The organism is Staphylococcus sp. HMSC62B09 (genome assembly GCF_001839115.1).
Taxonomy (GTDB): domain Bacteria; phylum Bacillota; class Bacilli; order Staphylococcales; family Staphylococcaceae; genus Staphylococcus; species Staphylococcus haemolyticus.
Window position 1 is genome coordinate 101,470 of sequence record NZ_KV840153.1, and the last position, 26,169, is coordinate 127,638.

Annotated in this window: 26 protein-coding genes and 1 riboswitch; of the genes, 6 read left to right on the plus strand and 20 right to left on the minus strand. The window is 32.9% G+C overall.

Translation table 11 applies throughout. The annotated features are described in order from the left end of the window. Positions 1-35: 35 nt before the first annotated feature. The 4 genes from HMPREF3265_RS09185 to HMPREF3265_RS09200 all read right to left on the minus strand — a co-directional run bounded on the left by HMPREF3265_RS09185 (position 36) and on the right by HMPREF3265_RS09200 (position 3,735). A complete protein-coding gene (locus HMPREF3265_RS09185) occupies positions 36-422 on the minus strand; it encodes a YbaN family protein (RefSeq protein WP_037549350.1) in 387 nt (128 codons plus the stop codon). Positions 423-580: 158 nt separating this feature from the next. Further along, complete coding sequence (locus HMPREF3265_RS09190) at positions 581-1,240, minus strand: potassium channel family protein (RefSeq protein WP_011276142.1); 660 nt, start codon at positions 1,238-1,240, stop codon at positions 581-583. Positions 1,241-1,366: 126 nt separating this feature from the next. Beyond that, positions 1,367-2,383 carry a cytochrome d ubiquinol oxidase subunit II gene (locus HMPREF3265_RS09195; RefSeq protein WP_070861465.1) on the minus strand — a complete coding sequence of 339 codons (1,017 nt, stop codon included), beginning with the start codon at positions 2,381-2,383 and terminating at the stop codon, positions 1,367-1,369. Beyond that, positions 2,383-3,735, minus strand: coding sequence for a cytochrome ubiquinol oxidase subunit I (locus HMPREF3265_RS09200; RefSeq protein WP_070440283.1), 1,353 nt, complete (start codon positions 3,733-3,735; stop codon positions 2,383-2,385). The genes HMPREF3265_RS09195 and HMPREF3265_RS09200 overlap by 1 nt, the downstream gene beginning before the upstream one ends. 203 nt (positions 3,736-3,938) lie before the next feature. Between HMPREF3265_RS09200 and HMPREF3265_RS09205 the strand changes: the two genes are divergently transcribed. Next, positions 3,939-4,172: a glutaredoxin family protein gene (locus HMPREF3265_RS09205; protein ID WP_011276145.1), complete on the plus strand. Its 234-nt coding sequence runs from the start codon at positions 3,939-3,941 to the stop codon at positions 4,170-4,172. Between the two features lie 110 nt (positions 4,173-4,282). Here the strand turns inward: HMPREF3265_RS09205 and ptsP are convergent, their stop codons facing one another. The 5 genes from ptsP to auxA all read right to left on the minus strand — a co-directional run bounded on the left by ptsP (position 4,283) and on the right by auxA (position 9,859). Beyond that, entirely contained in the window at positions 4,283-5,998 is a 1,716-nt protein-coding gene (gene ptsP, locus HMPREF3265_RS09210) for a phosphoenolpyruvate--protein phosphotransferase (protein ID WP_037535580.1), read from the minus strand. Positions 5,999-6,000: 2 nt separating this feature from the next. Beyond that, a complete protein-coding gene (locus HMPREF3265_RS09215) occupies positions 6,001-6,267 on the minus strand; it encodes a phosphocarrier protein HPr (protein WP_011276148.1) in 267 nt (88 codons plus the stop codon). A 334-nt stretch (positions 6,268-6,601) separates the two neighbouring features. Continuing rightward, positions 6,602-7,144, minus strand: a complete 543-nt coding sequence (locus HMPREF3265_RS09220) for a DUF697 domain-containing protein (protein ID WP_070440285.1) — start codon at positions 7,142-7,144, stop codon at positions 6,602-6,604. Between the two features lie 57 nt (positions 7,145-7,201). After that, complete coding sequence (locus HMPREF3265_RS09225) at positions 7,202-8,374, minus strand: class I SAM-dependent rRNA methyltransferase (RefSeq protein ID WP_070485079.1); 1,173 nt, start codon at positions 8,372-8,374, stop codon at positions 7,202-7,204. 189 nt (positions 8,375-8,563) lie between these two features. Beyond that, positions 8,564-9,859, minus strand: coding sequence for a lipoteichoic acid stability factor AuxA (gene auxA, locus HMPREF3265_RS09230; protein WP_053018986.1), 1,296 nt, complete (start codon positions 9,857-9,859; stop codon positions 8,564-8,566). 149 nt (positions 9,860-10,008) lie between these two features. On the opposite strand from auxA, the gene graF reads away from it, so the two are divergent. The 4 genes from graF to HMPREF3265_RS09245 all read left to right on the plus strand — a co-directional run bounded on the left by graF (position 10,009) and on the right by HMPREF3265_RS09245 (position 13,400). Beyond that, on the plus strand, positions 10,009-10,128 hold the full coding sequence (gene graF, locus HMPREF3265_RS12735) for a glycopeptide resistance-associated protein GraF (protein WP_107609884.1): 120 nt from the start codon (positions 10,009-10,011) through the stop codon (positions 10,126-10,128). Positions 10,129-10,418: 290 nt separating this feature from the next. After that, positions 10,419-10,518: riboswitch (TPP riboswitch) on the plus strand. Between the two features lie 88 nt (positions 10,519-10,606). Further along, positions 10,607-11,182 (plus strand): ECF transporter S component, encoded by a 576-nt coding sequence (locus tag HMPREF3265_RS09235; RefSeq protein WP_070440289.1) that lies wholly within the window; start codon positions 10,607-10,609, stop codon positions 11,180-11,182. Between the two features lie 12 nt (positions 11,183-11,194). Further along, a complete protein-coding gene (locus HMPREF3265_RS09240) occupies positions 11,195-12,598 on the plus strand; it encodes an ABC transporter ATP-binding protein (RefSeq protein WP_070485080.1) in 1,404 nt (467 codons plus the stop codon). Continuing rightward, positions 12,591-13,400, plus strand: a complete 810-nt coding sequence (locus tag HMPREF3265_RS09245) for an energy-coupling factor transporter transmembrane component T family protein (RefSeq protein ID WP_070440293.1) — start codon at positions 12,591-12,593, stop codon at positions 13,398-13,400. Before HMPREF3265_RS09240 ends, HMPREF3265_RS09245 begins: the two co-directional genes overlap by 8 nt. A 298-nt stretch (positions 13,401-13,698) precedes the next feature. On the opposite strand, the gene purD is transcribed toward HMPREF3265_RS09245, so the two are convergent. From purD to purE, 11 genes are read right to left on the minus strand one after another with little or no spacing between them, the layout of a single operon-like run. Next, positions 13,699-14,937 (minus strand): phosphoribosylamine--glycine ligase, encoded by a 1,239-nt coding sequence (gene purD / locus HMPREF3265_RS09250; protein WP_070440295.1) that lies wholly within the window; start codon positions 14,935-14,937, stop codon positions 13,699-13,701. Between the two features lie 34 nt (positions 14,938-14,971). Beyond that, on the minus strand, positions 14,972-16,450 hold the full coding sequence (gene purH, locus HMPREF3265_RS09255; RefSeq protein ID WP_070861468.1) for a bifunctional phosphoribosylaminoimidazolecarboxamide formyltransferase/IMP cyclohydrolase: 1,479 nt from the start codon (positions 16,448-16,450) through the stop codon (positions 14,972-14,974). Positions 16,451-16,465: 15 nt separating this feature from the next. Further along, on the minus strand, positions 16,466-17,032 hold the full coding sequence (purN, locus tag HMPREF3265_RS09260) for a phosphoribosylglycinamide formyltransferase (protein ID WP_070440299.1): 567 nt from the start codon (positions 17,030-17,032) through the stop codon (positions 16,466-16,468). Further along, a complete protein-coding gene (purM, locus tag HMPREF3265_RS09265; protein WP_070440301.1) occupies positions 17,032-18,063 on the minus strand; it encodes a phosphoribosylformylglycinamidine cyclo-ligase in 1,032 nt (343 codons plus the stop codon). The genes purN and purM overlap by 1 nt, the downstream gene beginning before the upstream one ends. Next, a complete protein-coding gene (purF, locus tag HMPREF3265_RS09270; protein WP_070440303.1) occupies positions 18,056-19,540 on the minus strand; it encodes an amidophosphoribosyltransferase in 1,485 nt (494 codons plus the stop codon). Before purF ends, purM begins: the two co-directional genes overlap by 8 nt. Then, positions 19,519-21,708: a phosphoribosylformylglycinamidine synthase subunit PurL gene (gene purL / locus HMPREF3265_RS09275; RefSeq protein ID WP_070440305.1), complete on the minus strand. Its 2,190-nt coding sequence runs from the start codon at positions 21,706-21,708 to the stop codon at positions 19,519-19,521. Before purL ends, purF begins: the two co-directional genes overlap by 22 nt. Further along, positions 21,701-22,372, minus strand: a complete 672-nt coding sequence (gene purQ, locus HMPREF3265_RS09280) for a phosphoribosylformylglycinamidine synthase I (protein WP_033079948.1) — start codon at positions 22,370-22,372, stop codon at positions 21,701-21,703. Before purQ ends, purL begins: the two co-directional genes overlap by 8 nt. Before the next feature lies 1 nt (position 22,373). Next, positions 22,374-22,634, minus strand: a complete 261-nt coding sequence (purS, locus tag HMPREF3265_RS09285) for a phosphoribosylformylglycinamidine synthase subunit PurS (RefSeq protein WP_033079949.1) — start codon at positions 22,632-22,634, stop codon at positions 22,374-22,376. Further along, complete coding sequence (gene purC / locus HMPREF3265_RS09290; protein WP_070440307.1) at positions 22,634-23,338, minus strand: phosphoribosylaminoimidazolesuccinocarboxamide synthase; 705 nt, start codon at positions 23,336-23,338, stop codon at positions 22,634-22,636. The genes purS and purC overlap by 1 nt, the downstream gene beginning before the upstream one ends. Positions 23,339-23,341: 3 nt before the next feature. After that, entirely contained in the window at positions 23,342-24,466 is a 1,125-nt protein-coding gene (gene purK / locus HMPREF3265_RS09295) for a 5-(carboxyamino)imidazole ribonucleotide synthase (RefSeq protein WP_070440309.1), read from the minus strand. After that, complete coding sequence (gene purE, locus HMPREF3265_RS09300; RefSeq protein ID WP_070440311.1) at positions 24,453-24,935, minus strand: 5-(carboxyamino)imidazole ribonucleotide mutase; 483 nt, start codon at positions 24,933-24,935, stop codon at positions 24,453-24,455. Before purE ends, purK begins: the two co-directional genes overlap by 14 nt. Before the next feature lie 211 nt (positions 24,936-25,146). Here purE and folD point away from each other — a divergent pair, with 211 nt between their 5' ends. After that, positions 25,147-26,004 carry a bifunctional methylenetetrahydrofolate dehydrogenase/methenyltetrahydrofolate cyclohydrolase FolD gene (gene folD / locus HMPREF3265_RS09305; RefSeq protein ID WP_070440313.1) on the plus strand — a complete coding sequence of 286 codons (858 nt, stop codon included), beginning with the start codon at positions 25,147-25,149 and terminating at the stop codon, positions 26,002-26,004. The last annotated feature ends 165 nt before the right edge of the window (positions 26,005-26,169 follow it).

Here is a 26,169-nt window from a genome sequence, read left to right on the forward strand (position 1 = left end):
TAATATTCATTTACGGATTTTTTATGGAATTTCACCTACGAATCTTTTTCTTGATTAAAATTTGCTGGCAACGTTTTAACAAATGTAAATAATACAATTGTTTGAATCACGACCATTATCATTAATCCAATTCGAATATATAAGTTTGAAATCATAAAAATAGAAAAACCAACTACTATATATAAACTTATAAGTATTCTTATTTTTTCTTTCATAGTATACCCTTTGTATTTTTTAAAATTTTCAACATAATTTTTATAAATTTGAGTGCTTTCAAGCCATATTTTGAATTTCCGAGAACTATTAGTAAAACAAATCGCCGCTAAAATTAGAAAAGGTGTCGTAGGTAGTAATGGTAATACTGCCCCTGTAAACGCGATTACAGTAAATACTATTCCTAATGCTATTAATACATATCTCATGTAGTAGAATCATCACTCCATCATCTTATTCTCAAAAAATTGTTGCTGATTTTTAAATTCTTCTAACTGTTTATAAAAACATCACAAATATCAATGTTACTAAATATGAAATCAATAGATTTTTATTTAGTAGTCATTAAATAGTTGTGATGCAACATTTATCTTACAATTTTCTTTTCAAAACGATTTAAATCATTATCGTGTCCGATCATAATCAATATATCTCCAAATTCTATATTCATAGACGGGTCTGGTGATACAACAATTTCCTTGCCTCGTTTAATTGCTATTATATTAATTCCAAATTGCGCACGAATATCCAAATCAATAATTGATTGGCCTGTCATTTTTTCGCTTGCTTTTAATTCAACTAGTGAATGCTCATCTGCTAATTCAAGGTAATCTAAAACACTAGCACTTGCGACATTATGAGCGATTCGTCGTCCCATATCTCTTTCAGGATGGACAACTGTATCCGCACCAATTTTATTTAAAATTTTAGCATGATAATCATTTTGAGCTTTAGCTGTAACTTTCTTAACTCCTAACTCTTTGAGGATTAGCGTAGTTAATGTACTAGATTGAATATTTTCACCAATCGCTACTATAACATGATCAAAGTTACGTATCCCTAAACTTTTCATCACTGCTTCATCAGTAGTATCAGCTACTACAGCATGCGTTGCAATATCACTATATTCATTGACGCGTGCCTCATCCCTATCAATTGCCATAACATCCATATCTAATGCATTTAATTCTCTTACAATACTTCCACCAAATCGACCTAACCCAATAACAACATATTCTTTCTCCATTTAATGGCTACCCCTATCTATAAAAAAATAAGGAAAAAGCTGAAACAATCGACATCATGTAGATCACTATTAACCAAGTTAATGTACATAGATGTTAATTATTTCAGCCCCCTTTTATTATTATAATTATTTTTTACCTTCAACATATTCTTTATCGAATACAAATAATCTTAATAATAATATTAACGATGGAACTAATAAAAGTAAACCTAAAATAAATACAATCACTAGTGCTAAGCCCATTGAAGCATTAACACCTGAATCACTCACTTTGATGTATGGATATAACAAGTAAGGTAATTTACTTATTCCGTATCCATAAAAAGCGAATGCCATTTGTAATATAACCATAATAAATGCTAGACCATGATATTTCTTGATGAAGTTTAAAATTCCGGCTACTACAAAACAAATGAAACTTAATGCGAACATCCACCAATAATTTTGAATTGCATTATTAAAATGATCTGCATTTTGAATTCTTAGAGATAAGAAAACAAATAGAGAAATAATAATCATTGGAGGTCCCCAGAAAATAAACCATTGTCGCATATATTTATAAGCTACTTCGTCTTTAGCTTTCGAAGCGTAATATGTTAAAAATCCAGAAGAAATATATAATACACTTATGATTGCTAGAAAGACGACTGACCATGCAAATGGACTCAGTAATAATTGGAACCAATCTAAATCAAAATGAGAACCATGTTCAGTAATATAGCCACCTTCAGATATAGTTAATACCGTTGCCAATGATGCTGGTATTAACAAACCTGTAAGTCCATACATGATAATCCATGGTAATTTAGTATCCTGACCATAATGTTCAAACGCGTAAAAGCTTCCTCTAATAGAAATTAAAATCAACGCAATTGAACCAGGAACTAATAGCACAGTACCAAAGTATAACGCTGAATCAGGGAAAAATCCTACGAATCCGACAAAGAAGAAAACAAAGAAAACATTAGTAACTTCCCAAACAGGATTTAAGTAACGCTCTACTAAGTGATTTATCTTTCTCTCTTCCCCAGTTAATTTTGTGTGTAAGGTAAAGAAACCTGCACCAAAGTCAATTGAAGCAACAATGATATATAAGAATAAGAAAGTCCAAAGTACGGTAATACCTATAGTTGTGTAATCCATTAAGCATGACCTCCTTTTTCAATGACTTTATCTACATCATCTTGAGCAGGCTTGTCTTTGAACATGCGAATTAAAACATATGCAGATGTAAAAAGTAATACTAGATAAAGTAGTCCGAATAGAATTGTTACAAATGTTATTCCTCCTGCCTGAGTAGCAGCTTCACTAACTCGCATATAACCTCTAACAATCCATGGCTGACGACCTACCTCAGTTAAAAACCATCCAAATTCGATTGCTAGCATTGCAGCTGGTCCTGTAAGAAGAACTGCATATAGCATACCTTTATGCGTAACGTATTTACGCAGTTTTTTAATCATTAAAGTTAAAATAAAGGCTCCTGAAATAACAAAACATAACACACCCATAGTTACCATTAAGTCAAAGAAATAATGAACGATTAATGGAGGTAATTCATTTTTAGAGAAGTCATTAAGCCCCTCTACTTTAGTATTTACATTGTTGTCTGCCAAGAAACTAAGCATACCTGGAATCTTGATTGCACCTTCAACTTCTTGAGTCTTTTCATTTAGAACTCCGAAAAATACTAAATCAGCCTTAGATTGTGTATCAAAATGCCATTCGTAAGCTGCAAGTTTTTCTGGTTGAACTTGATGTAAGAATTTAGCAGATAAGTCTCCAGCTAACATTGACAATAATGTTGATATGAAACCAACAATCATAGTCATCTTTAAGGCCTTTTTATGATATTCTGCATCTTTGTTGTATTTATTTTTCAATAATTTAAAAGCTGCAATAGATGCAAGAATAAACGCCATTGTCATACCTGCTGTAGCTACTACATGAAACGCCCTAACTAGGAATGATGAATTGAACATTGCTTCAAGTGGTTGTACATTAACCATTTTGCCATTTTTCATTTCAAAACCTGCAGGTGTATTCATAAATGAGTTTACAGAAGTAATAAAGAACGCGGAGAATGAACCACCAATGATGACTGGTATACTAATAATGAAGTGTGTCCATTTATTTTTAAAGCGATCCCATGTGTATAAATAAATACTAAGGAAAATAGCTTCAAAGAAGAATGCAAAAGTCTCCATAAATAAAGGTAAAGCAATCACGTGCCCACCCATTTTCATAAATGTTGGCCAAATTAATGATAATTGTAAACCGATAATCGTACCAGTTACAACACCAACAGCCACAGTAATGGTATAACCTTTCGACCAACGCTTAGCTAGTGCTATATATTTAGGATTCTTGTTTTTAATTCCTAAAAATTCTGCGATTGCGAACATTAAAGGCATACCAACACCGACAGTCGCAAAGATGATATGTACTGCTAGAGTCATACCTGTTAGGAAACGACTAATTTCAACGGAATCCATAATTTTATCACCTTTTCTATATCTAATTTTTAAAAAGCAATTAATTTAAATTATATTATGTTCTAATTTCTAACTAAATCCTTTTGCTTAAATTTAAGAAAGATTTTTAATATGTAATTCACATAATTTTCACAGTTTGCAATTGGATTAAAAATTTTATATAGTAATTTTCATGATAACAACCAAATTGGGAGTGAACTAAATTGACGGAATTAGTTATTTATACACAAAATGATTGCCCGCCTTGTACATTTGTAAAAAATTATCTTACAGAACACAAGGTAGATTACATTGAAAAAAATATCTCGAATAATGAATACCGTTCTGAGATGATTGATTACGATGCATTTGCTACACCTTTTATACTTTTAGATGGTGAACCAATGTATCAAGTTGATTTGGATAAAATCAACACTAAGTGTCACATTAAATCATAAAGTCATCACAGTAATAACCTAACACTAAAAAGGAACTATTTAGTTGTTAGGTTTATTATTTTGTAATACAAAAACACCTCAACTTAAGTTAAGGTGTTTCGAATACATCATTATTTAGAAATGTTATTAACTAAATCTTTTACTTCTTCTTGAGTAGCACAATTAATTGCACGATTTGCTAATTCAGACATTTCATTTTTACTTAAACCATTAATTTGTCTTCTAGCTTTTAAGATAGATGTCGCACTCATTGAGAATTCATCTAATCCTAAACCTAATAATAATGGGATAGCTGTTTCGTCTCCAGCCATTTCACCACACATACCAGTCCATTTACCTTCTTTATGAGAAGCTTCAATGACTTGTTTAACCAAGCGTAAAATAGCTGGGTTATAAGGTTGGTATAAGTATGAAACGCGTTCTGACATACGGTCAGCTGCCATAGTATATTGAATTAAATCATTAGTACCAATACTGAAGAAATCCACTTCTTTAGCAAAGATATCAGCTAAAGCAGCTGTAGATGGAATCTCAACCATGATACCTAACTCAATTTCATCAGATACGTCATGACCATCATTTTTAAGATTTTCTTTTTCTTCTAAAAGAATGGCTTTAGCATCACGGAATTCATTGATTGTAGCTACCATTGGGAACATAATGTTTAATTTACCGTAAGCTGACGCGCGTAATAATGCACGTAATTGTGTTCTGAAGATATCTTGTTGATCTAAGCATAGACGAATTGCTCTGTAACCTAAGAATGGGTTCATCTCTTTAGGTAGATTTAAATAAGGTAACTCTTTATCGCCACCAATATCTAATGTACGAACTACAACTCGTTTGTCTTTCATTGTTTCTAGCACTTTTTTATAGGCTTCAAATTGCTCATCTTCAGTTGGCATTTGATCTCTACCCATATATAAGAATTCAGTTCTATATAAACCGATTCCTTCAGCACCATTTTCCATTACACCGTATAAATCATCAGGTGTACCGATATTAGCAGCTAATTCAGCATGTTCACCGTCGATTGTTACCGTTTCAGCATCACGTAATTTTTGTAATTCTTTTTTATCTTCAAAGAAACGTTCACGTTTGTTTTGATAAGCAATTAACTCATCTTCTGTAGGGTCAACAATAACGTCACCTGTGATTCCGTCAACGATAACCATATCGCCTTGTTTAACTTCTTTAGTAACTGATTTTGTACCAACAACTGCAGCAATTTCTAATGATCGACTCATAATTGCTGAATGGCTCGTACGACCACCAATATTTGTTACGAACCCTTGAACAAATTCTTTATTTAATTGTGCAGTATCTGAAGGCGTTAAGTCATTACCAACGATAACAACACTTTCATCAATCATACTTGGGTTTGGTAACTCAACACCTAAAAGATGTGCTAGCACACGTTTAGATACGTCTCTAATATCTGCTGCACGCTCTCTCATGTATTCATTATCCATAGATTCGAAGATTGTAATAAATTGTGAAGTTACTTCATCAAGCGCTTCTGGGGCACTCACTTTTTCGTTCGCAATTTTGTCTTCGATTGGTTGAATCAACTCTGGATCATCAAGTACTAATAAATGCGCATCAAAGATTGCGGCTTTATCAGGACCTAATTGTTTTTCAGCATTATTTCTGATTTTAGTTAATTCAATTTTAGAAGCTTCTAACGCATTTCTGAATTTTTGGATTTCAGCATCAGTATCAGTGACTTTTTCATTAGTGAATGATAAATCAGGTTCTACTAATAAATAAGCTTTAGCAATTGCGACACCGTCTGATGCCGCAATACCATTAATTAATTTTGACATAATTATTCAGTTAAACCTTCTTTAGATAAGACATCACTGATAGCTTGAATTGCGTCTGCTTCATCGCTTCCATCAGCATAGATAGTGATTTCAGCATCTTTACCTACACCTAAACTCATAACACCCATGATTGATTTTAAGTTAACTTTTTTACCGTTATATTCTAATTGAATATCTGAATCAAATTTTGATGCAGTTTGAACTAACATAGTTGCAGGACGTGCATGAATACCAGTTTCATCGATAATTACATAAGATTTTTGTTCCATAATCTATTTCTCCTTCGCAAAGTTAGAATATTCAAATTTGTCATAATCTAACATAATTTTATACCATAACACTACCAAAATATAATACTAAATTCAATTCTAATAGGATTGAAAAACTATTATAATCGGTTTTTATAGAAATAAACAAGTGTTTCAAATTCTATAAATTAGATTCTAATCTTCAATATTTTTTACTTACTTATAATATGCACAAAACACTTATTAAAATCCCTATAACAACTTCGGTTTAAATGATATTTTAAGACAAATTTGTATGATAATTATTTTAGCTTTATCACTAAGCTCACTTCAATTATACTACAACATTTTCAATTTAAATAATATCATGAAGCACTTTTTCACATTTTTCGATATGTTCACGTCCAAGTTTATTCATGAAATAATAGCTTATTGATGCTGAGACAACTTGTCCCACAACTGGGAACCATTTAGTTTGTTTTGCTGCCGCACGTTTTGCCATATCTCTAATAATCACTTTTAGTACTGCACTAGACACTTTTCTACCAATAAATGAACTACCTTGTATAGCAGCTGCTGCAAGAATTCGTTCTTTCACATCATCGCCAAGTGTATTAACTTGTTTGTGATCTAAACCATAAATTTTATTAATATCTTCAATAATATCTCTCATTAATTTAATATCTACACCGAAATCTAATCCTGGAATTGGTACAACACTCATACCTGAAGATAAAAGTGACTTTTTCTTAACAATTGTTTCTGCTTTAACTCTGCGCTCAGCTATTTCTTCTTTCGTTGTTGGTAAAATACTTTTTTCTTTAATTTCTTCAATGTTTAGAACTTTATTACCAACTTTGTTTGTAACTCCACTTGAAAATCTATTCATAATGCCCATTAATAGACACACCTTTCATAATTCATTCATTAAACATTTATACCCACTTTTTATTATTTAATGCTTGATATTAATGAATACAGCTTTTAAATATTTTGAGGGTTTATAGTGCGGATGTGTTTTAAAGTCCTTAGGTAAGCCCATAACTTCCTCAATTTCGTAAGTTACACCCGCTTCGTTAAGTGTTGTTTTAATAACATTTTTAAATGCTTTTAATGAGAAAGCACTTGAATTTGTACATAATAATAACGAGCCTTTTGGAGCAAGTATACTTAATGCACCATTAATTAAATCATCATAATTCTTTTGTACTGAGAATGTTTTCTTCTTATTTCTTGCAAAACTTGGCGGGTCAATAACTATTGTGTCGTAAACTTTGCCATGTCGTGCAGCATAATTGTAAAAATCAAATGTATCCATAACATATATATATTGACTTTTAGGGTCAATACCATTTAAACCAAAGTTTTCTTCAGTTAAACTACGTGAACGGTTGGCTAAATCTACACTTGTCGTTGATTTAGCATTTTGAGCAGCTACTACAGAAAACGCACCTGTATAACTAAATAAATTTAGTATATCTTTCTCTTTTGCAAAATGATCACGTAATTTCTTACGTACTTCTTTTTGATCTAAGAATATACCTGTCATCAAACCATCATCTAGGTCTACATTGTAAAATGTAAAATTCTCCTCTATAACTATTGGAAAATCAGGTGTTTCACCGAGTACATGTCCACCGGTGTATTCAGAGTCTTTAAAACGCATTTTTTCATAAATTGACTTAAATGGAAATACCTGTTGAATGGCTTCAATGACATTATAGCGAAACTTATATATTCCCTTTGAATACCATTGAATCAATAAGTGACCATCGTAATTATCGATTGTTAAACCTCCAACACCATCGCCTTCAGCGTTAAATAGTCTAAACGCATTGGTTCCTTCAATATGATAGTAATAATCACGCTCTTGTAATGCAATTTGAAATTGTTTTTCGAAAAAAGAAGTATTAATGGCTTCGTTTTGATCATAACTCAATACCCAGCCTAAACCTTTATGTTGACGTCCTACATATGCAGTCGCAATGTACTGTTCTTGACCGTTCATAAGATAAAATAAATCGCCTTCTTTTAAATGATCATTGTTATAAATATCATCTTCATCCACAAGTGGATATTGATTTAAATACTTTGATTCCTTACCTCTATTTAAAGTTGCTATTTTCATTTGTTAACGCTCCTAATTTGAATGCTTTTGTAGTTTAAAGTTTATAAAAGTTTCTAAATATTATTCGTTATTATTTTAACAAATATGAATTTGTCATTACACAAAATAACATAAACAAAAAAGGTGGATCGCGAAGTCTATTTTGTCATCATAGATTTCACGCTTCCACCTAAATAAAAATTGAAATAATTAAGGTCTTTCTCTCAATTGTAACGTAAATGCGATAATAACCGCCATCAACATTAAGATTAGAGTTGGAGTAATAAAAATCGATAATAATAATCCATGAATCATAATGTTTACGAATTCAGTTAACAATTTAAAGAATAGAATACTAATCATAAATAATTGTAAATAATAATATTTACCTCTTAAGAAATGTGTAAATGTAGTTGCAATGTATGTAATGATTACAAACATTAACAATAACAATGTTACCCATTCAACAACATATTGCGTTTGAGATAGTTCCCATTCACCAGAAACAAACAATGCGTTTCTGTTATTAAATTCGATAAATGTAAATAAGAATAGAATGAAGCCACAGAATATTTCTACATATGCTGGTTTAATCCATTTTGGACGTCTCATCCAATTTGGTATATCATCTTCTTCAATATTAAATACATTTTTGAATTTATTTTTAAATTTATCACGTTTTGATCTGATTTTTTCTAAATCGACACTTCTTCTCGTCTTACGTGCATATTCTGATGTTTTATCTTGAAGTTGTTTAAAATGAACTTTAGACTGATTCGAAACATTTCCCTTACTTGTTCTTGATAATTCAGGTTCTTCTTCACCCAATTCTTCTTTAGTTAATGGTAAAGCTCTTCTTAAGAACAGGAAATTCCATATTGAAGCTTGCGCTAATAACCACATAACTAAGAAAAATGTATTTACACTTAAAATATCTATTGGTGCAATTTCATTTGCATCAATTTTACCGTATAGAGAAATTTGAGTAATTAAATAACTTATTCCGTATGAAAAGATAATCCATAGATAATGGCTTTTTCTATTAGCAACATTAAGTTCATCTTTATATACAATGTAGCCTGTGTGAATTATAAAAGGAATAATAAAGATAATTGCCCAAAAACTGTACACTTGAGTCATTAAAGTAATTGAAATGAGGAAGTATAAAATCCCAATAATTAAAAAGAAAATTGAGATGTCGTAATCATATTTCGTAGTTCTAAATAATGCGTATCCAATAAGCATTACAAGAATACCAAACAGAATAATTATGACTGCACTAATAATAGGAAAGTTGCCTATGAACCTACTCATCACTCTAATAATTTCACTGAAGAATGCATTAAGAAAATCCCATAAATTATGAATTTTCAATTCAACTTTTTCTTTATCTTTTAATTGATTGATTAAAGGTAAGTTTATTAATATTATGAGACCCGTGAAGAGTGAAACGATACCGATAATATAACTAAAAATTATCTCGGTGTGTTTCTTAAGAAAAGACATACTGTTCACCTCAAAATTCATTATATAGTAAGATGTTCATCTTGTCTTTATTAAACAATAAAATACATCTCGAGACCTATATAAGTTTATCCTACTTTTAAATGGGTAAACTTATATTGTAATCATTAATCTATCAAGGAGTGTTAATTATGACAAACGAAGATGCTAAAAAAGCAAAAGAAGTTGAAGAAAAATTAAAAGAACAAAACGAAGAAAAATCAGATGATATTGAGCAAACTAAAAAAGATGTTCAAGACACTTTAGATTAATTATTAAGAAATCTCAATTCGCTGAAGTTGAGAACAATATAATATTTAACTGCTAAACTGCTAAAAAGTAGTAGTTAACTAAAACTGAGAGAACGCTCTTTTCGAGCTTTTCCCAGTTTTTTGTTTTTTACTACAAGGTTTAAATATTCTAGAGATTTCACATGCTAAATGTATTAAGAAACAGCGTGTTCAAAGTAAAATCAAATCCAACCCTCCTTTTTATTTGTAACTTAGCAAAATCATCTTGACATTAAAACTTAAAAGTCATACATTTAAAATAAATTAAATATAAAACGCACTAGGGGTGTGTATACTGAGATGAGGTTTAACCTCGAACCCTTTGAACCTGAACTAGTTAAAACTAGCGTAGGAAAGTGTTGCTAATATAAATAATTGTGGTAAATACACATAGCATTTTATTTAAATTCACGCACAACTTTCTACGGATGGTTGTGCGTTTTTTTTAGGAGGAAATAACATGTCAAAAGGTTTAAAGCTTTCAGAAATATTAGTAACTGTTCTGATTGCAGTAGTATTTGCAATTATTTATAATTTATGGTGGTTTGCATATAATGTGACCCAAGTTGCCGGTGTTCACATTGAACAATTAACTTATGGCGTTTGGTTTATGGCAGCTATCGTTGCGTATTTAATAATTCCTAAGCCTGGTATTGCACTAATTGCAGAATTTGCTGCAGGCGCTGGTGAAACAATCGTTATGGGTAAATTTGATATTCCTACAATTGTATATGCTATTCTTCAAGGTTTAGCTTGTGAAATTATTTTTGCTATTTTCAAATATAAATCTAGATCATTAATGGTTGCTGTATTAGCAGGATTAGCAACTGCTTTAATATCATTCCCAGTTGATTATTATTATGGCTATTTAGCTGAAGTAGCAGGATGGAACCTTCTTTTATTCATTATCTTCCGTTCTATTAGTGGTATAGTAATCGCAGGTTTATTATCTTATCTGATTGTTAAAGCATTAGATCAAACAGGCGTAACGAAATTATTCCGCCCTGCATCTCAAAAAGACTACGACAACCTATAAGGGGAAATTAAAGTGTTAAAAGCGAAAAATTTACGTCTAAAATATCCTAACGGCGAACGTAAAATCTTCGATAATTTAAATATTGAAATTAAAGATAAAGAAAAAGTGCTTTTACTAGGTCCTTCTGGATCTGGTAAGAGCACATTGCTTAATGTTTTAAGTGGTATCGTTCCAAATCTAATTGAATTACCGATGAAATATGATGAGCTTGAAATTGACCCACACTCCGGCGTTATATTTCAAGATCCAGATACTCAATTTTGTATGCCTAAAGTGTATGAGGAACTTGCATTTGTTCTTGAAAACAAACAAGTACCACGAAGTCAAATGGATCCACTCATTGAAGAAGCTCTTGCTTCTGTTGATTTAAATGTTACTGATAATACTTTTGTCAATCATTTAAGTGGTGGCATGAAACAAAAACTCGCTATTGTAGAAACTATTTTACAAGAAGCTAATACATTATTCTTAGATGAACCAACTGCCATGTTAGATGTAGATGCTACAGCTGATTTATGGCAAAGACTTATTCAACTATGGTCTGATCAAACTGTACTTATAGTAGAACATAAAGTTGAACACATCTGGGAACACGTGGATAGAGTCATTTTAATGAATTATGAGGGTCAAATCATAGCAGATGGAACACCAGATTATGTGTTGAAAAATTGCGAAAGTTTACTCACAGAATTTGGTGTATGGCATCCACAAGCTTGGGACCATGCCCCAGAATCATCTAAATTTTCACATAATACAGATGAAACGCTATTTGCCTATAAAAATGGTAATATTATTCGAGGAAAAAAACATTTGTTCCAAGTACCCGAATTAATCGTTCGTTCTGGAGAATGGATTACTATTACAGGGAAAAATGGTACAGGTAAAACAACATTATTAGAATCTATGATGCAACTAATAAAATATGAAGGCGTTATGTCATATAAAAATACTACGTTAAAGAAAATTAAAGACGCAGCTCAACATATGTATTTAGTTTATCAAAACCCAGAATTACAATTCATAACAAATTCAGTTTATGAAGAAATATATATTCATTATAATCATCAAGAACCATCAATCGCTGAAAAAGAAACGATGAAACTATTAAAGTTATTACATTTAGAAGCTGTTAAAAATCAACATCCTTTTGAATTATCTATGGGACAAAAACGACGACTTAGTGTGGCCACTGCACTTAGTTCACGAGCAGAAATCATCTTACTTGATGAACCTACATTTGGACTGGATAGCCATAATACTTTTCAATTAATTGAACTATTCCAGGAAAGAGTTTCTAATGGACAAACCATTATTATGGTTACTCACAATCCTGAAATCATACATCGTTATCCAACACGTCGTTTAATAGCTGAAGACAACCAACTCATCGAGAAGGAAGGTGAATCAAATGTTTGAACGTTGGAAGAAACATTATTCCTTTGTAGATGACGTTAATATCATTACAAAACTTTTACTTGGTGTATCATTATTTATTTTCATTATTTTCGTTCACAATTTTGATTATATGATTTATATAACAATAATTATGTTTATTTTTTTAATGGCATTTAATGGGACTCAATTTAAAATCACCGGTGCATTTATTTTAGCCTCTGTCTTGTTTGCCTTATTATCATCATTATTTATGATTCTTTATGGTGATGGTACGCATATGTTATTTAAATGGGGTATCATTCAAATTAGTACTGAAAGCATCGTACGTGGTTTACATTTATCACTAAGAACTATAACAGTCTCTATGTTTGGTATTTTATTAGCATTGACATCCGAAATTGTAATGATTTTTTACAGTTTGATGCAACATTTAAAAGTAAAACCAAAAATTGCATATGCATTTATGGCTGCAATTAGAATGGTGCCTCTCATTTTCACTTCATTAATTCAATTAAGACGGTCATTGAAAATGCGTTATCAAATGATTGATGCTTCAAATTATAGAGGTCTAAAACGATTAAAACATTTATTGATACCAATATTAAGTCAAAATATTCGTCGAGCACATCAATTGTCTGTTGCGATGGAATCTAAGGGTTTTAAGGACGGTCCTAGAACCTATTATTATAAAGCACCATTTTCTAATAAAGATATTTTATTTATTATTTGCGTTGTGGCCATACTAATTATCGCATTTTATCTTTCACAATACTTTCCTATAACAGGCATTACTGATGCACGAGTATCAGGTTATACATCATAGATACAAGGAAGTGGGACAGTAATAATATTTTTCAAAATTTATTTCGTTGTAACCCCAACTTGCTTAGCTTGTAGAATTTCTTAATGAAATTCTCTTTGCTGGGGCCCCAAACCCCAACTTGCTTAGCTTGTAGAATTTCTTAATGAAATTCTCTTTGCTGGGGCCCGCCTACCAGGTAAGGTTGATTAGAATTAAAAAAGCTTGTTACAATGGCATTTTTAATTCAGTCAACTACTGCCAATATATAATTGTAGCCTGAGTCATTGAATTATGTCTCAGGCTACAATTATATATTCACTTATTTTAATGCTTTATTTCCAATATCATTACGATAAAATAAATTATCACTCTTAATTTTTTCTACATTTTTATAGGCTGCTTTTTGCGCTTCTTCAATTGTTTCTCCTTTTCCAACAGCTAATATAACTCTGCCTCCTGAAGTAACAAATCCATCATCTTCTTTACGCAATCCACTCACAAAATAAGTATCATTTAATTCAAAGCCTGTTACTTTAGCTCCTTTTTCATAAGCACCTGGATATCCTTTAGAAGCTAGCATAACTCCTACAACAAAATCATCTTGCCATTGAAATAGAATAGGTTCTTTACGATCTAAAGCAACAATTTGAGCCATTAAATCACTTTCCAAACGACTTAATAAAACTTGAGCTTCAGGATCACCAAAGCGCGCATTAAATTCAATTACTTTCGGGCCTTCTGACGTTAAAATAGCACCAATATAAAGTAAACCAAAATAATCATAACCCTCAGCTTTCATCGCTTTTGCAATAGGCTGTGCAATATCTTTATTTGTGCGTTCTAAGACATCTTCAGTAATATGTGGCACCGGGCAATATGCACCCATTCCTCCAGTGTTTGGTCCTTCATCATTATCAAAAGCACGTTTATGGTCTTGCGCAATACAATCAAATGGAACTGCATAATCCCCGTTAATAAATGTCATTAATGAAAATTCTTCACCCTCTAAAAATTGCTCAAAGACCACTTCACCATGTTCTTCAGGATAAAGTGATTCTACTGCTTTAATTGCGTCTTCACGTGTTTCAGCAATGATTACACCTTTACCAGCAGCTAAACCATCTTTTTTAACTACAATTGGTAAATCACAATGATTTACATATGCCAGCGCATCTGTTTTGTTATTTGTTTCTTTATATTTTGCTGTTGGAATATTATATTTTTGCATAATTTTTTTAGCGAACAGCTTAGATCCTTCAATTTGAGCTGCATCTTTATTAGGACCAAATACTTTAACTCCTGATTGACGTAATTTATCAGATAAACCATCAATTAATGGTTGTTCAGGACCAATAACCACCCATTCAACCTTATTTTCTTTAACAAAGTTTAAGATTGACTCATGATCAGACTCTGCAATCTCAGTATGCACTCTTGCAACATTAGCCATAGCATCATTACCTGGAATTACGTGCAATTGATCAATTAACGGTGATTGATGTAATTTATTTGCCAAAGCATGCTCTCGACCACCTGCTCCGATAACTAAAACATTCATTAATATTACTCCTTCCATTATTTTGAATGATTAATTAATGCTTAAAGTGACGCATGCCTGTAGTCACCATGGCAATACCATATTTATTCGCCATATATATTGAGTCTTGATCTTTAATTGATCCACCTGGTTGTATGATGGCTTTGATACCATGTTTTGCAGCTAATTCAACCGTATCATCCATTGGGAAAAAGCCGTCTGATACTAAAGCAACATTGTCATTCATTTCTATAGCACGCTCTAAAGCTATTTTGGCTGAACCAACACGGTTCATTTGACCTGCACCAATGCCTACAGTTTGTTTGGTATTGCTCAATATAACAGCATTACTTTTAACAGATGGAATCACTTTCCAACCAAGTAGCATTGCATCCCATTGATCATCTGTAGGCGCTTTTTCAGTTACTACTTTCATGTCTTCTTTAGCTACCTCAAAATTATCTTTATCTTGAACTAAATACCCACCTGAAACTGAAACAAATTCTTCTTCACGATTATCAATCGTCATATCTATTTCTAATAGACGTATGTTTTTCTTTTTAGTTAAAATGTCTAAAGCTTCATCAGTAAACCTTGGAGCAATCACTACTTCTAAAAATATAGCATGTAATGTTTCAGCTAAATCAGCAGTTACTGTTCTATTTAATGCGATAATGCCACCAAAGATAGATTGATTATCTGCATCATAAGCATGTTTAAATGCAGTTTCAATATTGTCTCCAATACCAACACCACAAGGGTTCATATGTTTAATTGCAACGGCAGCAGGCTCTTTAAATTTCTTAACAAGTGAAAGTGCAGAATCAGCATCTTTAATATTGTTAAAACTTAAAGCTTTACCATGTAATTGTTTAGCACCTGCAATTGTGTGTTTGCTATTCGAAGTACGAACAAAACGCGCTGATTGCTGAGGGTTTTCACCGTATCTTAATTGTTCACTATCACCTTTGAAAAAACTTACAATGGCATGATCATATTCGTTCGTATGTGCAAAAACTTTAATCATTAATTCTTTACGGAAATCCTCATCGAGTCGGTCTTCCTTTATGCGTTCAATGACTTCATTATAATCAGCTGGATGTACAATTGTAGTCACATGTTTAAAGTTTTTAGCTGCAGCACGTAACATTGTAGGTCCGCCAATATCGATGTTTTCAATTGCTTCTGCTACTGTTACATCCGGTTTGGCTACTGTTTTTTGGAAAGGATATAAGTTAACTACTACCATATCGATTAAATCAATATGTTGTTCTGATAACTGTTCTAAATGTTCAGGTTTATCACGATCTGCTAAAATGCCACCATGTACTGCCGGGTGTAATGTTTTAACACGTCCGTCCATAATTTCAGGAAATTGCGTTAATTCTGAAACAGATTTCACCGGTACAGAAGCATCTTCTAAAGCACCTTTAGTTCCTCCAGTTGAATATAATTCATAATCTAATTTGATTAAAGATTTAGCAAACTCCACTATTCCACTTTTGTTTGAGACACTTAAAATTGCTTTTTTCATGATTAGATTAACTCCTTATTTAATAACTTTAGCTATAACACTTGGATAAAGTTCATACTCCAAACGCTTTACACGTTCTTCCAAATTATCTTTAGTATCGTCCTGTTTTATATCACATTGTCGTTGTTCAATAATTTCTCCCGTATCCATACCACTATCAACATAATGTACAGTTGAACCAGTTACCTTATCGCCACTATTAAACGCTTGTCCAATAGCATCTTTCCCCTTATATTTCGGTAATAGTGATGGATGGATGTTTAAAATTTTACCTTCGTAAGCGTCTAATAAATCAGGTCCAATTAATCGCATATAGCCAGCAAGTATTATCCATTCAACTTCTTCACGCTTTAACAGTTCTATTAAATGTTGTTCGTAATCTGCTTTAGTAGTGAAATCCTTAGGCTCATTTATATTAACTGTTACTTTTAAATGTTTGGCTCGTTCAACACAATAAGCATCGTGATGATCAGTATATAATGAAGTAATTTCTATATTGTTGAGCTCCCCTTTATCTGCTTTTAGCACAATATTCTCAAAATTACTACCTGATCCAGATGCAAATATAGCTACTTTAGTCACTATTCTACCCCCTCAAGTAAAATGGGTGACTCTGCATTGGCAATAATTTCACCTATTTCGTAAGAAGAAATACCTTGTTGTTTTAAGATATCAAGTGTTTGTGCAACGTCTTTTTTATCTACTATGGCTGTGAAACCAATACCCATATTAAAGACATTGTACATTTCATCAGTTCCAATATTAGCTTGTTGTTGTAACCAATCAAATACTTTTGGTGTAGGAAAAGCTTGTGTATAAATTTTCGCTGCTAATCCATCAGGTAATCCACGTGGAATGTTTTCATAGAAACCACCACCAGTGATATGATTCATTCCTTTAATTTGAACAGCTTTTTTCAAAGCAAGAATTGGTTTAACATATAATTGCGTTGGGGCTAAAAATGTTTCTAAGTACGTACGACCATCAAAATCGTCATTTAAATCAATACCAGATTCTTTAATTAATTTACGTACTAAGCTATAACCATTTGAATGTATTCCGTTAGAGGCTAAACCAATGATGGCTTGACCTTCTTGAATTGCTGATCCATCAATATAGTCGTCTTTCTCGACTGCTCCAACAGCAAATCCGGCAAGGTCATATTCACCTTCATGATACATTTCACCCATTTCAGCTGTTTCTCCACCAATAAGTGCAGTGTTAGTCTCTTCGCATCCATCACTTACACCTTTAACAATCTGTTCGATTACTTCTGGAACAACTTTGTTCGTTGCAATATAATCTAAGAAATATAATGGTTCAGCACCAGTAGTCAAAATATCATTTACACACATTGCTACTGCATCTATTCCGATTGTGTCGTGTTTATCATTATCAATAGCCAATTTCAATTTAGTACCAACACCATCTGTACCAGAAACTAGTACAGGCGCCTTCATATTTAATTGAGACAAATCAAAGGTAGCACCAAATCCACCTAAACCACCTAGTACCTCTTTACGCATTGTTCGTTTAACATGACTAGACATTCTCTCAACCGCTTCATAACCTGCATGAATATCAACACCTGATTGTTCATAAGCTTTAGACATGAATATTACCCTCTCTATCAAAGTAGTGTTTATGATTATTAATATAATCCTGTTGACGTTGACTTAAGTTCTTATAATATTTATCTTCGTAATCAAATAGTCCTGCTGGATAATCACCAGTAAAGCTCTCTACACATAAACCACTATACGGTGCGTCATAATTTAATCCAATCGATTCAATTAGACCGTCTACGCTTAAATAAGATAATGAGTCTGCACCAATATAATCACAAATTTCTTTAGGTGACTTACTTGCAGATATGAGTTCAGCAGTCGTTGAAACATCTATTCCGTAAAAGCTTGGGAACATAAATTCTGGAGAAGCGATTCTTACATGAACTTCTTTTGCTCCGGAGTCTTTTAACATTCTGACAATACGTTTACTCGTTGTTCCACGCACAATTGAATCATCAACTAAAACAATTCGTTTACCTTCTACGATATCCTTGACTGCCGATAATTTAACGCGGACACCTTGTTCTCTTAACTCTTGAGTAGGTTGGATAAATGTACGAGCTACGTATTGGTTCTTCACCAACCCCATTTCATAAGGTAGGTGGCTTTCTTCAGCATACCCACTTGCAGCTGATAATGATGAGTTGGGTACTCCAATAACCATATCTGCATTTGCAGGGCTTTCTTGTGCTAATTTTTTTCCAGATGCTTTACGAACAGCATGAACATTTTTGCCAGCAATAGTAGAATCAGGACGAGCGAAATAAATATATTCCATAGCTGAAATTGCTGTATTTGTATGACTCGTATATGATTTCACTTCAATACCTTCATTATTAATAACAACATATTCTCCGGCATGGATATCTTGCACGTATTCAGCACCTAATACATCAATGGCACATGTTTCACTAGCTAAGATGTACGTGTCATCTTGCATTTTACCTACTACCAGTGGACGGATAGCATTAGGATCTACTGCTCCATATAATGCATCTTTAGTAAGTATTGCAAATGTGAATCCGCCTTTAATTTGTCGCAAGCTCTCTTTTAACGCTTCTTCAAAAGTTGGTGCTTTACTTCTGCGTATTAAATGCATAATTACTTCAGTGTCAGATGAAGAATGGAAGATTGCACCATGTTTTTCCAAATATTGACGTAACGTCTGGGCATTAATTAAATTACCATTGTGGCAAATCGCAACGCTCATATCGTAAAAGTGATATAAAAATGGTTGTATATTTTCAATCCCTTTATTACCTGATGTGGCATAGCGAACATGGCCTATGGCGTTGTGTCCAGCTTTAAGTTGATCCATTTGATCACCTTTTATTGCTTCTGTTAACAATCCAAGACCACGTTCACCTTTTAAAACTTCTCCATCTGATACAACAATACCTGCACCTTCTTGACCACGATGTTGTAAACTGTGAAGTCCCATATAGGTTAATTGAGTGGCTTCTGAATGATTCCAAATGCCGAACACACCACATTCTTCGTTTAATCCACTGTAGTTAAACATTGTGCAATTGCTCCTTCCCAACTTTCTTTAATCTCTGAGACTTTTTCAACAATCGAACTTTGAGCATTAGTAACTTTAAATTCATCAACATCTGTTAATTGACCAATTTCTACAGCTCCCTCAATATTTAACGTCTGTCCATCTTTAACAGCAATAATATATCGACCTTGCGTTTCACTAAACAATTGTGCATCTGAAAGGTCAATTGAAGCTTCTAGTCCTAAACCATAATGAGCACTGATACGCGCTAAACTGATCAATAAACCACCTTTACCAACTGTTTGTACGTGAGAAGCAACGCCACTTCTAATCGCATTCTTGACTGCTTCTCCTTTATTAACTTCATCACTTAAATCAATCGTTTCAAATTCATGATTGACTTTACCGTATAATAATTTTTCAACTTGACTACCACCAAAGTCATCTCTTGTTTCACCAACTAAATATAATTTATGACCAGCTTCAGGATGGAAATCATTCAGATAATCAATATCCTCTATTAAACCAACCATTCCTACGACAGGCGTTGGGAAAATGGATGTACCACGTGTTTCGTTATAGAGTGATACGTTACCTGAAACAACCGGTGTTTTTAATACTTCACACGCTTCTGACATACCTTTCGTTGAATCAATTAACTGCTGATAGATTTCTTTCTTTTCAGGAGAGCCATAATTTAAGCAATCCGTCATAGCAAGTGGTGTTGCACCTACTGCTATTAAATTGCGATAGGCTTCAGCTACGACCATTTTTCCACCTTCATAAGGCTGATTAAACACATAACGCGCTTCACCATCAATTGTAGAGGCTACAGCTTTATTCGTACCTTCAACACGAACAACTGAAGATTGTAAACCTGGTTTAATGATAGTATTGGCACCAACTTGTTGATCATATTGTTCATACAAATAATGTTTTGAGGCAATCGTTGGATGTATTAGAAGTTTCTTGAATGTTTCTTCGACATTTATAGAACTATAGTCATTTTTAGATGTGTTATACTCTTTCACTTCACCTTCTAAAACATAGACCGGCGCTTCATCTGCAAGTGATTGAACCGGTATATCCGCGAATACTTCATCTTCATATTTAAGTACGAAGCGGTCAGTATTTGTTACTTCACCAATAACTGCACTATCAAGTTCATGTTTTTCAAATAAATCTAAGAATTTTTGTTCAGTACCTTTTTCAACTACTAATAACATTCTTTCTTGTGTTTCAGAAAGCATCATTTCATAAGGTGAAATACCTGGTTCTCGTGTAGGCACTTGATCTAAATGTAATTCAAGACCACTGCCACCTTTAGCTGCCATTTCTGATGATGAAGATGTTAAACCAGCGGCCCCCATATCTTGAATACCAACTAATTCGTCGAAAGTAATCGCTTCTAATGTGGCTTCCATTAATTTTTTACCTACAAAAGGGTCCCCAATTTGAACAGATGGTCTTTTACTTTCACTTTCTTCAGTTAACTCTTCAGATGCAAAAGTTGCACCATGAATACCATCACGGCCTGTTTTTAAACCTACATAAATGACTGAGTTACCTTCACCTTTAGCAGTCCCTTTTTGAATCATGTCATGATCAATAACACCTACACACATGGCATTAACTAATGGATTTCCATCGTAACGATCATCAAATTCAATTTCTCCAGCTGTTGTAGGTATACCGATACAATTTCCATAACCGCCAATACCACGTACTACACCTTTAAGTAAACGTTGGTTCTGTTTAACTGACAATTCACCGAAACGTAGACTGTTTAACAGATTGATTGGTCTAGCTCCAATTGATACGATATCTCTAATGATGCCACCTACACCAGTTGCAGCACCTTGATAAGGTTCGATAGCTGACGGATGGTTATGTGATTCAACTTTAAATACTACTGCTTGATTATCACCAATATCCACAACACCTGCGCCTTCACCTGGTCCCATTAAGACATGCTCACCAGTAGTTGGAAATTGTTTTAAGAATGGTTTAGAGTGCTTGTAAGAACAGTGCTCACTCCACATAACCGAGAAGATGCCTATCTCTGTAAAATTAGGTTCTCTTCCTAATATTTCACAAACTTTGTTATATTCTGCGTCACTTAAGCCCATATCTTGATATAATTTTTCAAACTTAATTTCTTCAATACTAGGTTCGATAAACTTAGACATTTTGTTCCCTCCAACTATTAACCATTGCTTCAAATAATTTCACGCCACTGTCAGTTCCAAGAATTTTTTCAAGCGCACGTTCAGGGTGTGGCATCATTCCGCAAACATTACCTGCTTTATTTACAATACCTGCAATATTTTCATGAGAGCCGTTTGGATTATCTTCATATGTTAAGATAATTTGATTATTTTCAACTAATTCGTTATATATGTCATCTGTGCAATAATAATGACCTTCGCCATGCGCTACTGGATAAACTACAATTTCATTTTCACCATACAAATTTGTAAAAGGAGTTTGATTATTAGCAATTTTTAGATTTTCATTTCTGCTAATAAATAAATGAGAATCATTATGGAGTAATGCACCAGGTAATAAACCAATCTCAGTGAGAATTTGGAATCCGTTACATACACCTAGAACGGGTTTGCCATCGTTAGCCAAGCGTTTTACTTCGTTAATTATTGGTGCTACACTCGCCATTGCACCTGAACGTAAATAGTCTCCAAATGAAAAACCACCAGGGATTAATACGCCATCATAACCTTCCAATGATGTCTCACGATAATCAACATAATCTGCTTGCGCACCTGACTTAATCGCTGCGTTGTACATATCTCTATCACAATTAGATCCAGGGAATACGAGAACTGCAAATTTCATTTTATGCATTCTCCTTTTCGTCAACGATTTTATAACTATATTCTTCAATTACAGTATTTGCGAATAACTTTTCGCTTAATGTCGTCACAATGTTATCGACCGCTTCATCCGTTGCTTCGTCAACCGTCATGTATAAAACTTTACCTACACGAATATCATTAACTTGTTTATAACCTAAGTCGTGAACAGCTCGATTTAGTGCTTGTCCTTGAGTATCTAACACCTGTGGTTGTAATGTAATGTGAAGTTCAATAGTTTTCATTATTTTAATTCCTCCAATTTATTTAAAAATGTTGTATATGTGTCAATAAGTGAACCTGTATCATTGCGATAGACGTCTTTATCAAAGTTAGAATCAGAATATTTATCCCAAATACGACATGTATCTGGAGAAATTTCATCAGCTAATAAAATTTTACCGTCAGAAGTTTTACCAAATTCAACTTTAAAATCAACTAATCTTAAATCCATCTCATCCATCAATTGAACTAATACTTTATTAATATCTTTAGCCATAGTTTTTAGTGTTTCAATTTCACTATCGCTCGCTATTTTTAAAAGTTTAACGTGATCATCCGTAATTAACGGGTCATTTAAGTCGTCATTTTTATAGAAAAATTCAACTAACGGTGCTTCGAATTCATAACCTTTGTTAAAACCTAAACGTTTCGTTATAGAACCTGTTGCTATGTTACGTACTACAACTTCTAGTGGAATGATTTTAACTTCTTCAACTAATTGTTCCGTTTCAGAAAGCTGCTTAATAAAATGACTCGCAATTCCATGCTGAGCTAAATAATCAAATATTATAGAGGTAATTTGATTATTTAATCGTCCTTTACCTTCCATTTTGTCTTTTTTTGCACCATTACCAGCCGTAACTTCATCTTTATACTCAACTCTCAATTGATCTACATTGTCTGTTGAGAAAATTCTTTTCGCTTTTCCTTCATATAATAGCGCCATTAACTATTCTCTCCCTTCAAACTGTTTGAGCATATCTTTCTCAGTTTCATCGACATTATTCGTTAAAATTGTCATATGCCCCATTTTACGATTAGGTTTACGTTCAGGTTTCCCATAAATATGAACATGCCATTCTGGATGATTAGCGAACTGATCTTCTAATAAATCTAAATCGCGACCCAACAAATTCATCATCACTGCAGGTTTTAAAATCTCAATTTCTTTTGGAAGATTTTGTCCAGTAACTGCTAATATATGTGTATCAAATTGTGAATAATCACAAGCTTCAATTGAATAATGTCCTGAATTGTGTGGACGTGGTGCAATTTCATTTACATATAAATGATTTGATTTATCGATGAAGAATTCGACTGTAAACGTACCTACAAAATGTACTTCATTAATAATTTTATTTACTTCATCTCTAGCTTCTTGTTCCTTATCACTTCTCGCAGGCACAATGGTTTTAAATAATATTTGATTTCGATGTTCATTTTCTTGAAGAGGGAAATACGTAATTTGTTTTTGGTTACCAATCGTAACAGTTAAAGAAACTTCGAGTGCAATATCAAGAAATTGTTCTGCTACACACTCTTGTTGTGAAATGAGATCTTTAGCTTCTTGAATGGATTCTTCATTTTTAACTAATACTTGTCCTTTACCGTCGTAACCACCAAAACGCGTTTTAACTATAAATGGATATCCTAATTGATTAATCACAACATTTAGGTCTTTTTCCTCTTTAATAGGTAAAAAAGGAACAATTTTAGATCCTGCTTGTTGTAATGTTTGTTTTTCAGTTAAACGATCTTGTAGTAATTGAATAGCTTGATAACCTTGAGGAATATTGAATTTTTGAGTTAGACGAATAAGTTGTTCAGCTGAAATATTTTCAAACTCATAAGTGATTACATCAGATTTCTCACCGAGTTCATGCAAAGCTTCTTCATCGTCATAAGCGGCAGTTATAAATTCGTGAGCTACTGATTTACACGGACTATCAGGGTTAGGGTCTAAACAAATGACTTTAAAACCCATTTTTTGAGCAGATTGAGCCATCATTTTACCTAATTGACCGCCTCCGATAATACCAATCGTGTCACCGAACTTTAATTTACTGAAGTTCATTTTGCATTTCACCAACTTTATCTACTAGACTTTGCTCATATTCATCTAAATGTTTACGAACTGATTCATTACTAATACTTAAAATTCTCGCAGCTAATATCCCAGCATTTTTTGCACCTGCATTACCTATTGCAGTTGTAGCCACCGGAATACCTCCTGGCATTTGAACAATCGATAGTAAAGAATCCAATCCTTTTAAACTTTTTGACTCAATCGGTACACCTATAACTGGTATTGTTGTCATTGATGCAACCATTCCTGGTAGATGTGCAGCACCACCTGCACCAGCAATAATGACATCGTATCCATGTTTTCTAGCTTGACTTGCAAATTCATACATTAATTTAGGCGTACGATGTGCCGAAACGACTTTCTTATCGTACGGTATTTCGAATTTATCTAACATCGCACAACTTTCTTGCATAACCTTCCAATCTGAAGAACTACCCATAATAACCGCTACTTTCACGTTGTACACCCTTTCAAAAGTTTGAAATTTAGTTACGATAAGTTGTATATTACAGATATAGCATAACAATCATGAGATGCTTTTTCAATCAAAAATCGAACTTTAACTTAATTTTTACTTTTAATTTACGTCTTTCAGCTATCGATTGACGTGACAGAAGATTTAAAGTTAAGGTATAAGTATGATTTAAACAAACAAGGAGGAATTTTTTGTGGTTGCAAAAATTTTAGATGGGAAACAAATTTCTAAGGACTACAGACAAGGTTTACAAAATCAAGTTGAAGCTTTAAAAGAAAAAGGTTACACACCAAAATTATCCGTAATCTTAGTAGGTAATGATGGTGCGAGTCAAAGCTATGTAAACTCTAAAAAGAAAGCTGCTGAAAAAATCGGTATGATTTCTGAAATTGTTCATTTAGATGAGGATACTTCTGAAGAAGATGTATTAAAAGAATTAGACCGTTTAAACAATGATGATTCAGTAAGTGGAATATTAGTTCAAGTACCTCTTCCTAAACAAGTAAGTGAACAAAAAATCTTAGAAGCGATTAATCCTGAAAAAGACGTTGATGGCTTCCACCCTTCAAATATCGGTAAGTTATATATTGATGAGCAAACTTTTGTTCCATGTACGCCACTAGGCATTATGGAAATTCTTAAACATGCTGATATTGATTTAGAAGGTAAAAATGCAGTTGTTATTGGTCGTAGCCATATTGTCGGTCAACCAGTATCAAAATTATTATTACAAGCTAACGCTACAGTAACTATTCTACATTCACGTACTAAAGACATGCATAGCCATTTGAAAGATGCTGATGTTATTGTCAGCGCAGTTGGTCAACCAGGTTTAGTAACTAAAGATGATGTAAAAGAAGGCGCTGTTATTGTTGACGTTGGTAACACTCCAGATGAGAATGGTAAATTAAAAGGTGACGTTGAATTTGAAGAAGTTAAAGAAGTTGCCGGTGCAATTACGCCAGTTCCAGGTGGCGTTGGCCCATTAACAATTACTATGGTGCTTAATAATACATTATTAGCTGAAAAAATGCGTCGTGGCATTAAATAATATAATTATTCTTACTTAAACTATATGTATGTTGAGAAACTCGTTTAAATTTCAATTAAATAAAGCGAAATAAAAGCACATAGATGATGTTTATTAAATATCATCTATGTGCTTTATTCATTTATAATTTATGGCTCTATAATAAATTGGACTGATGACTAAAAA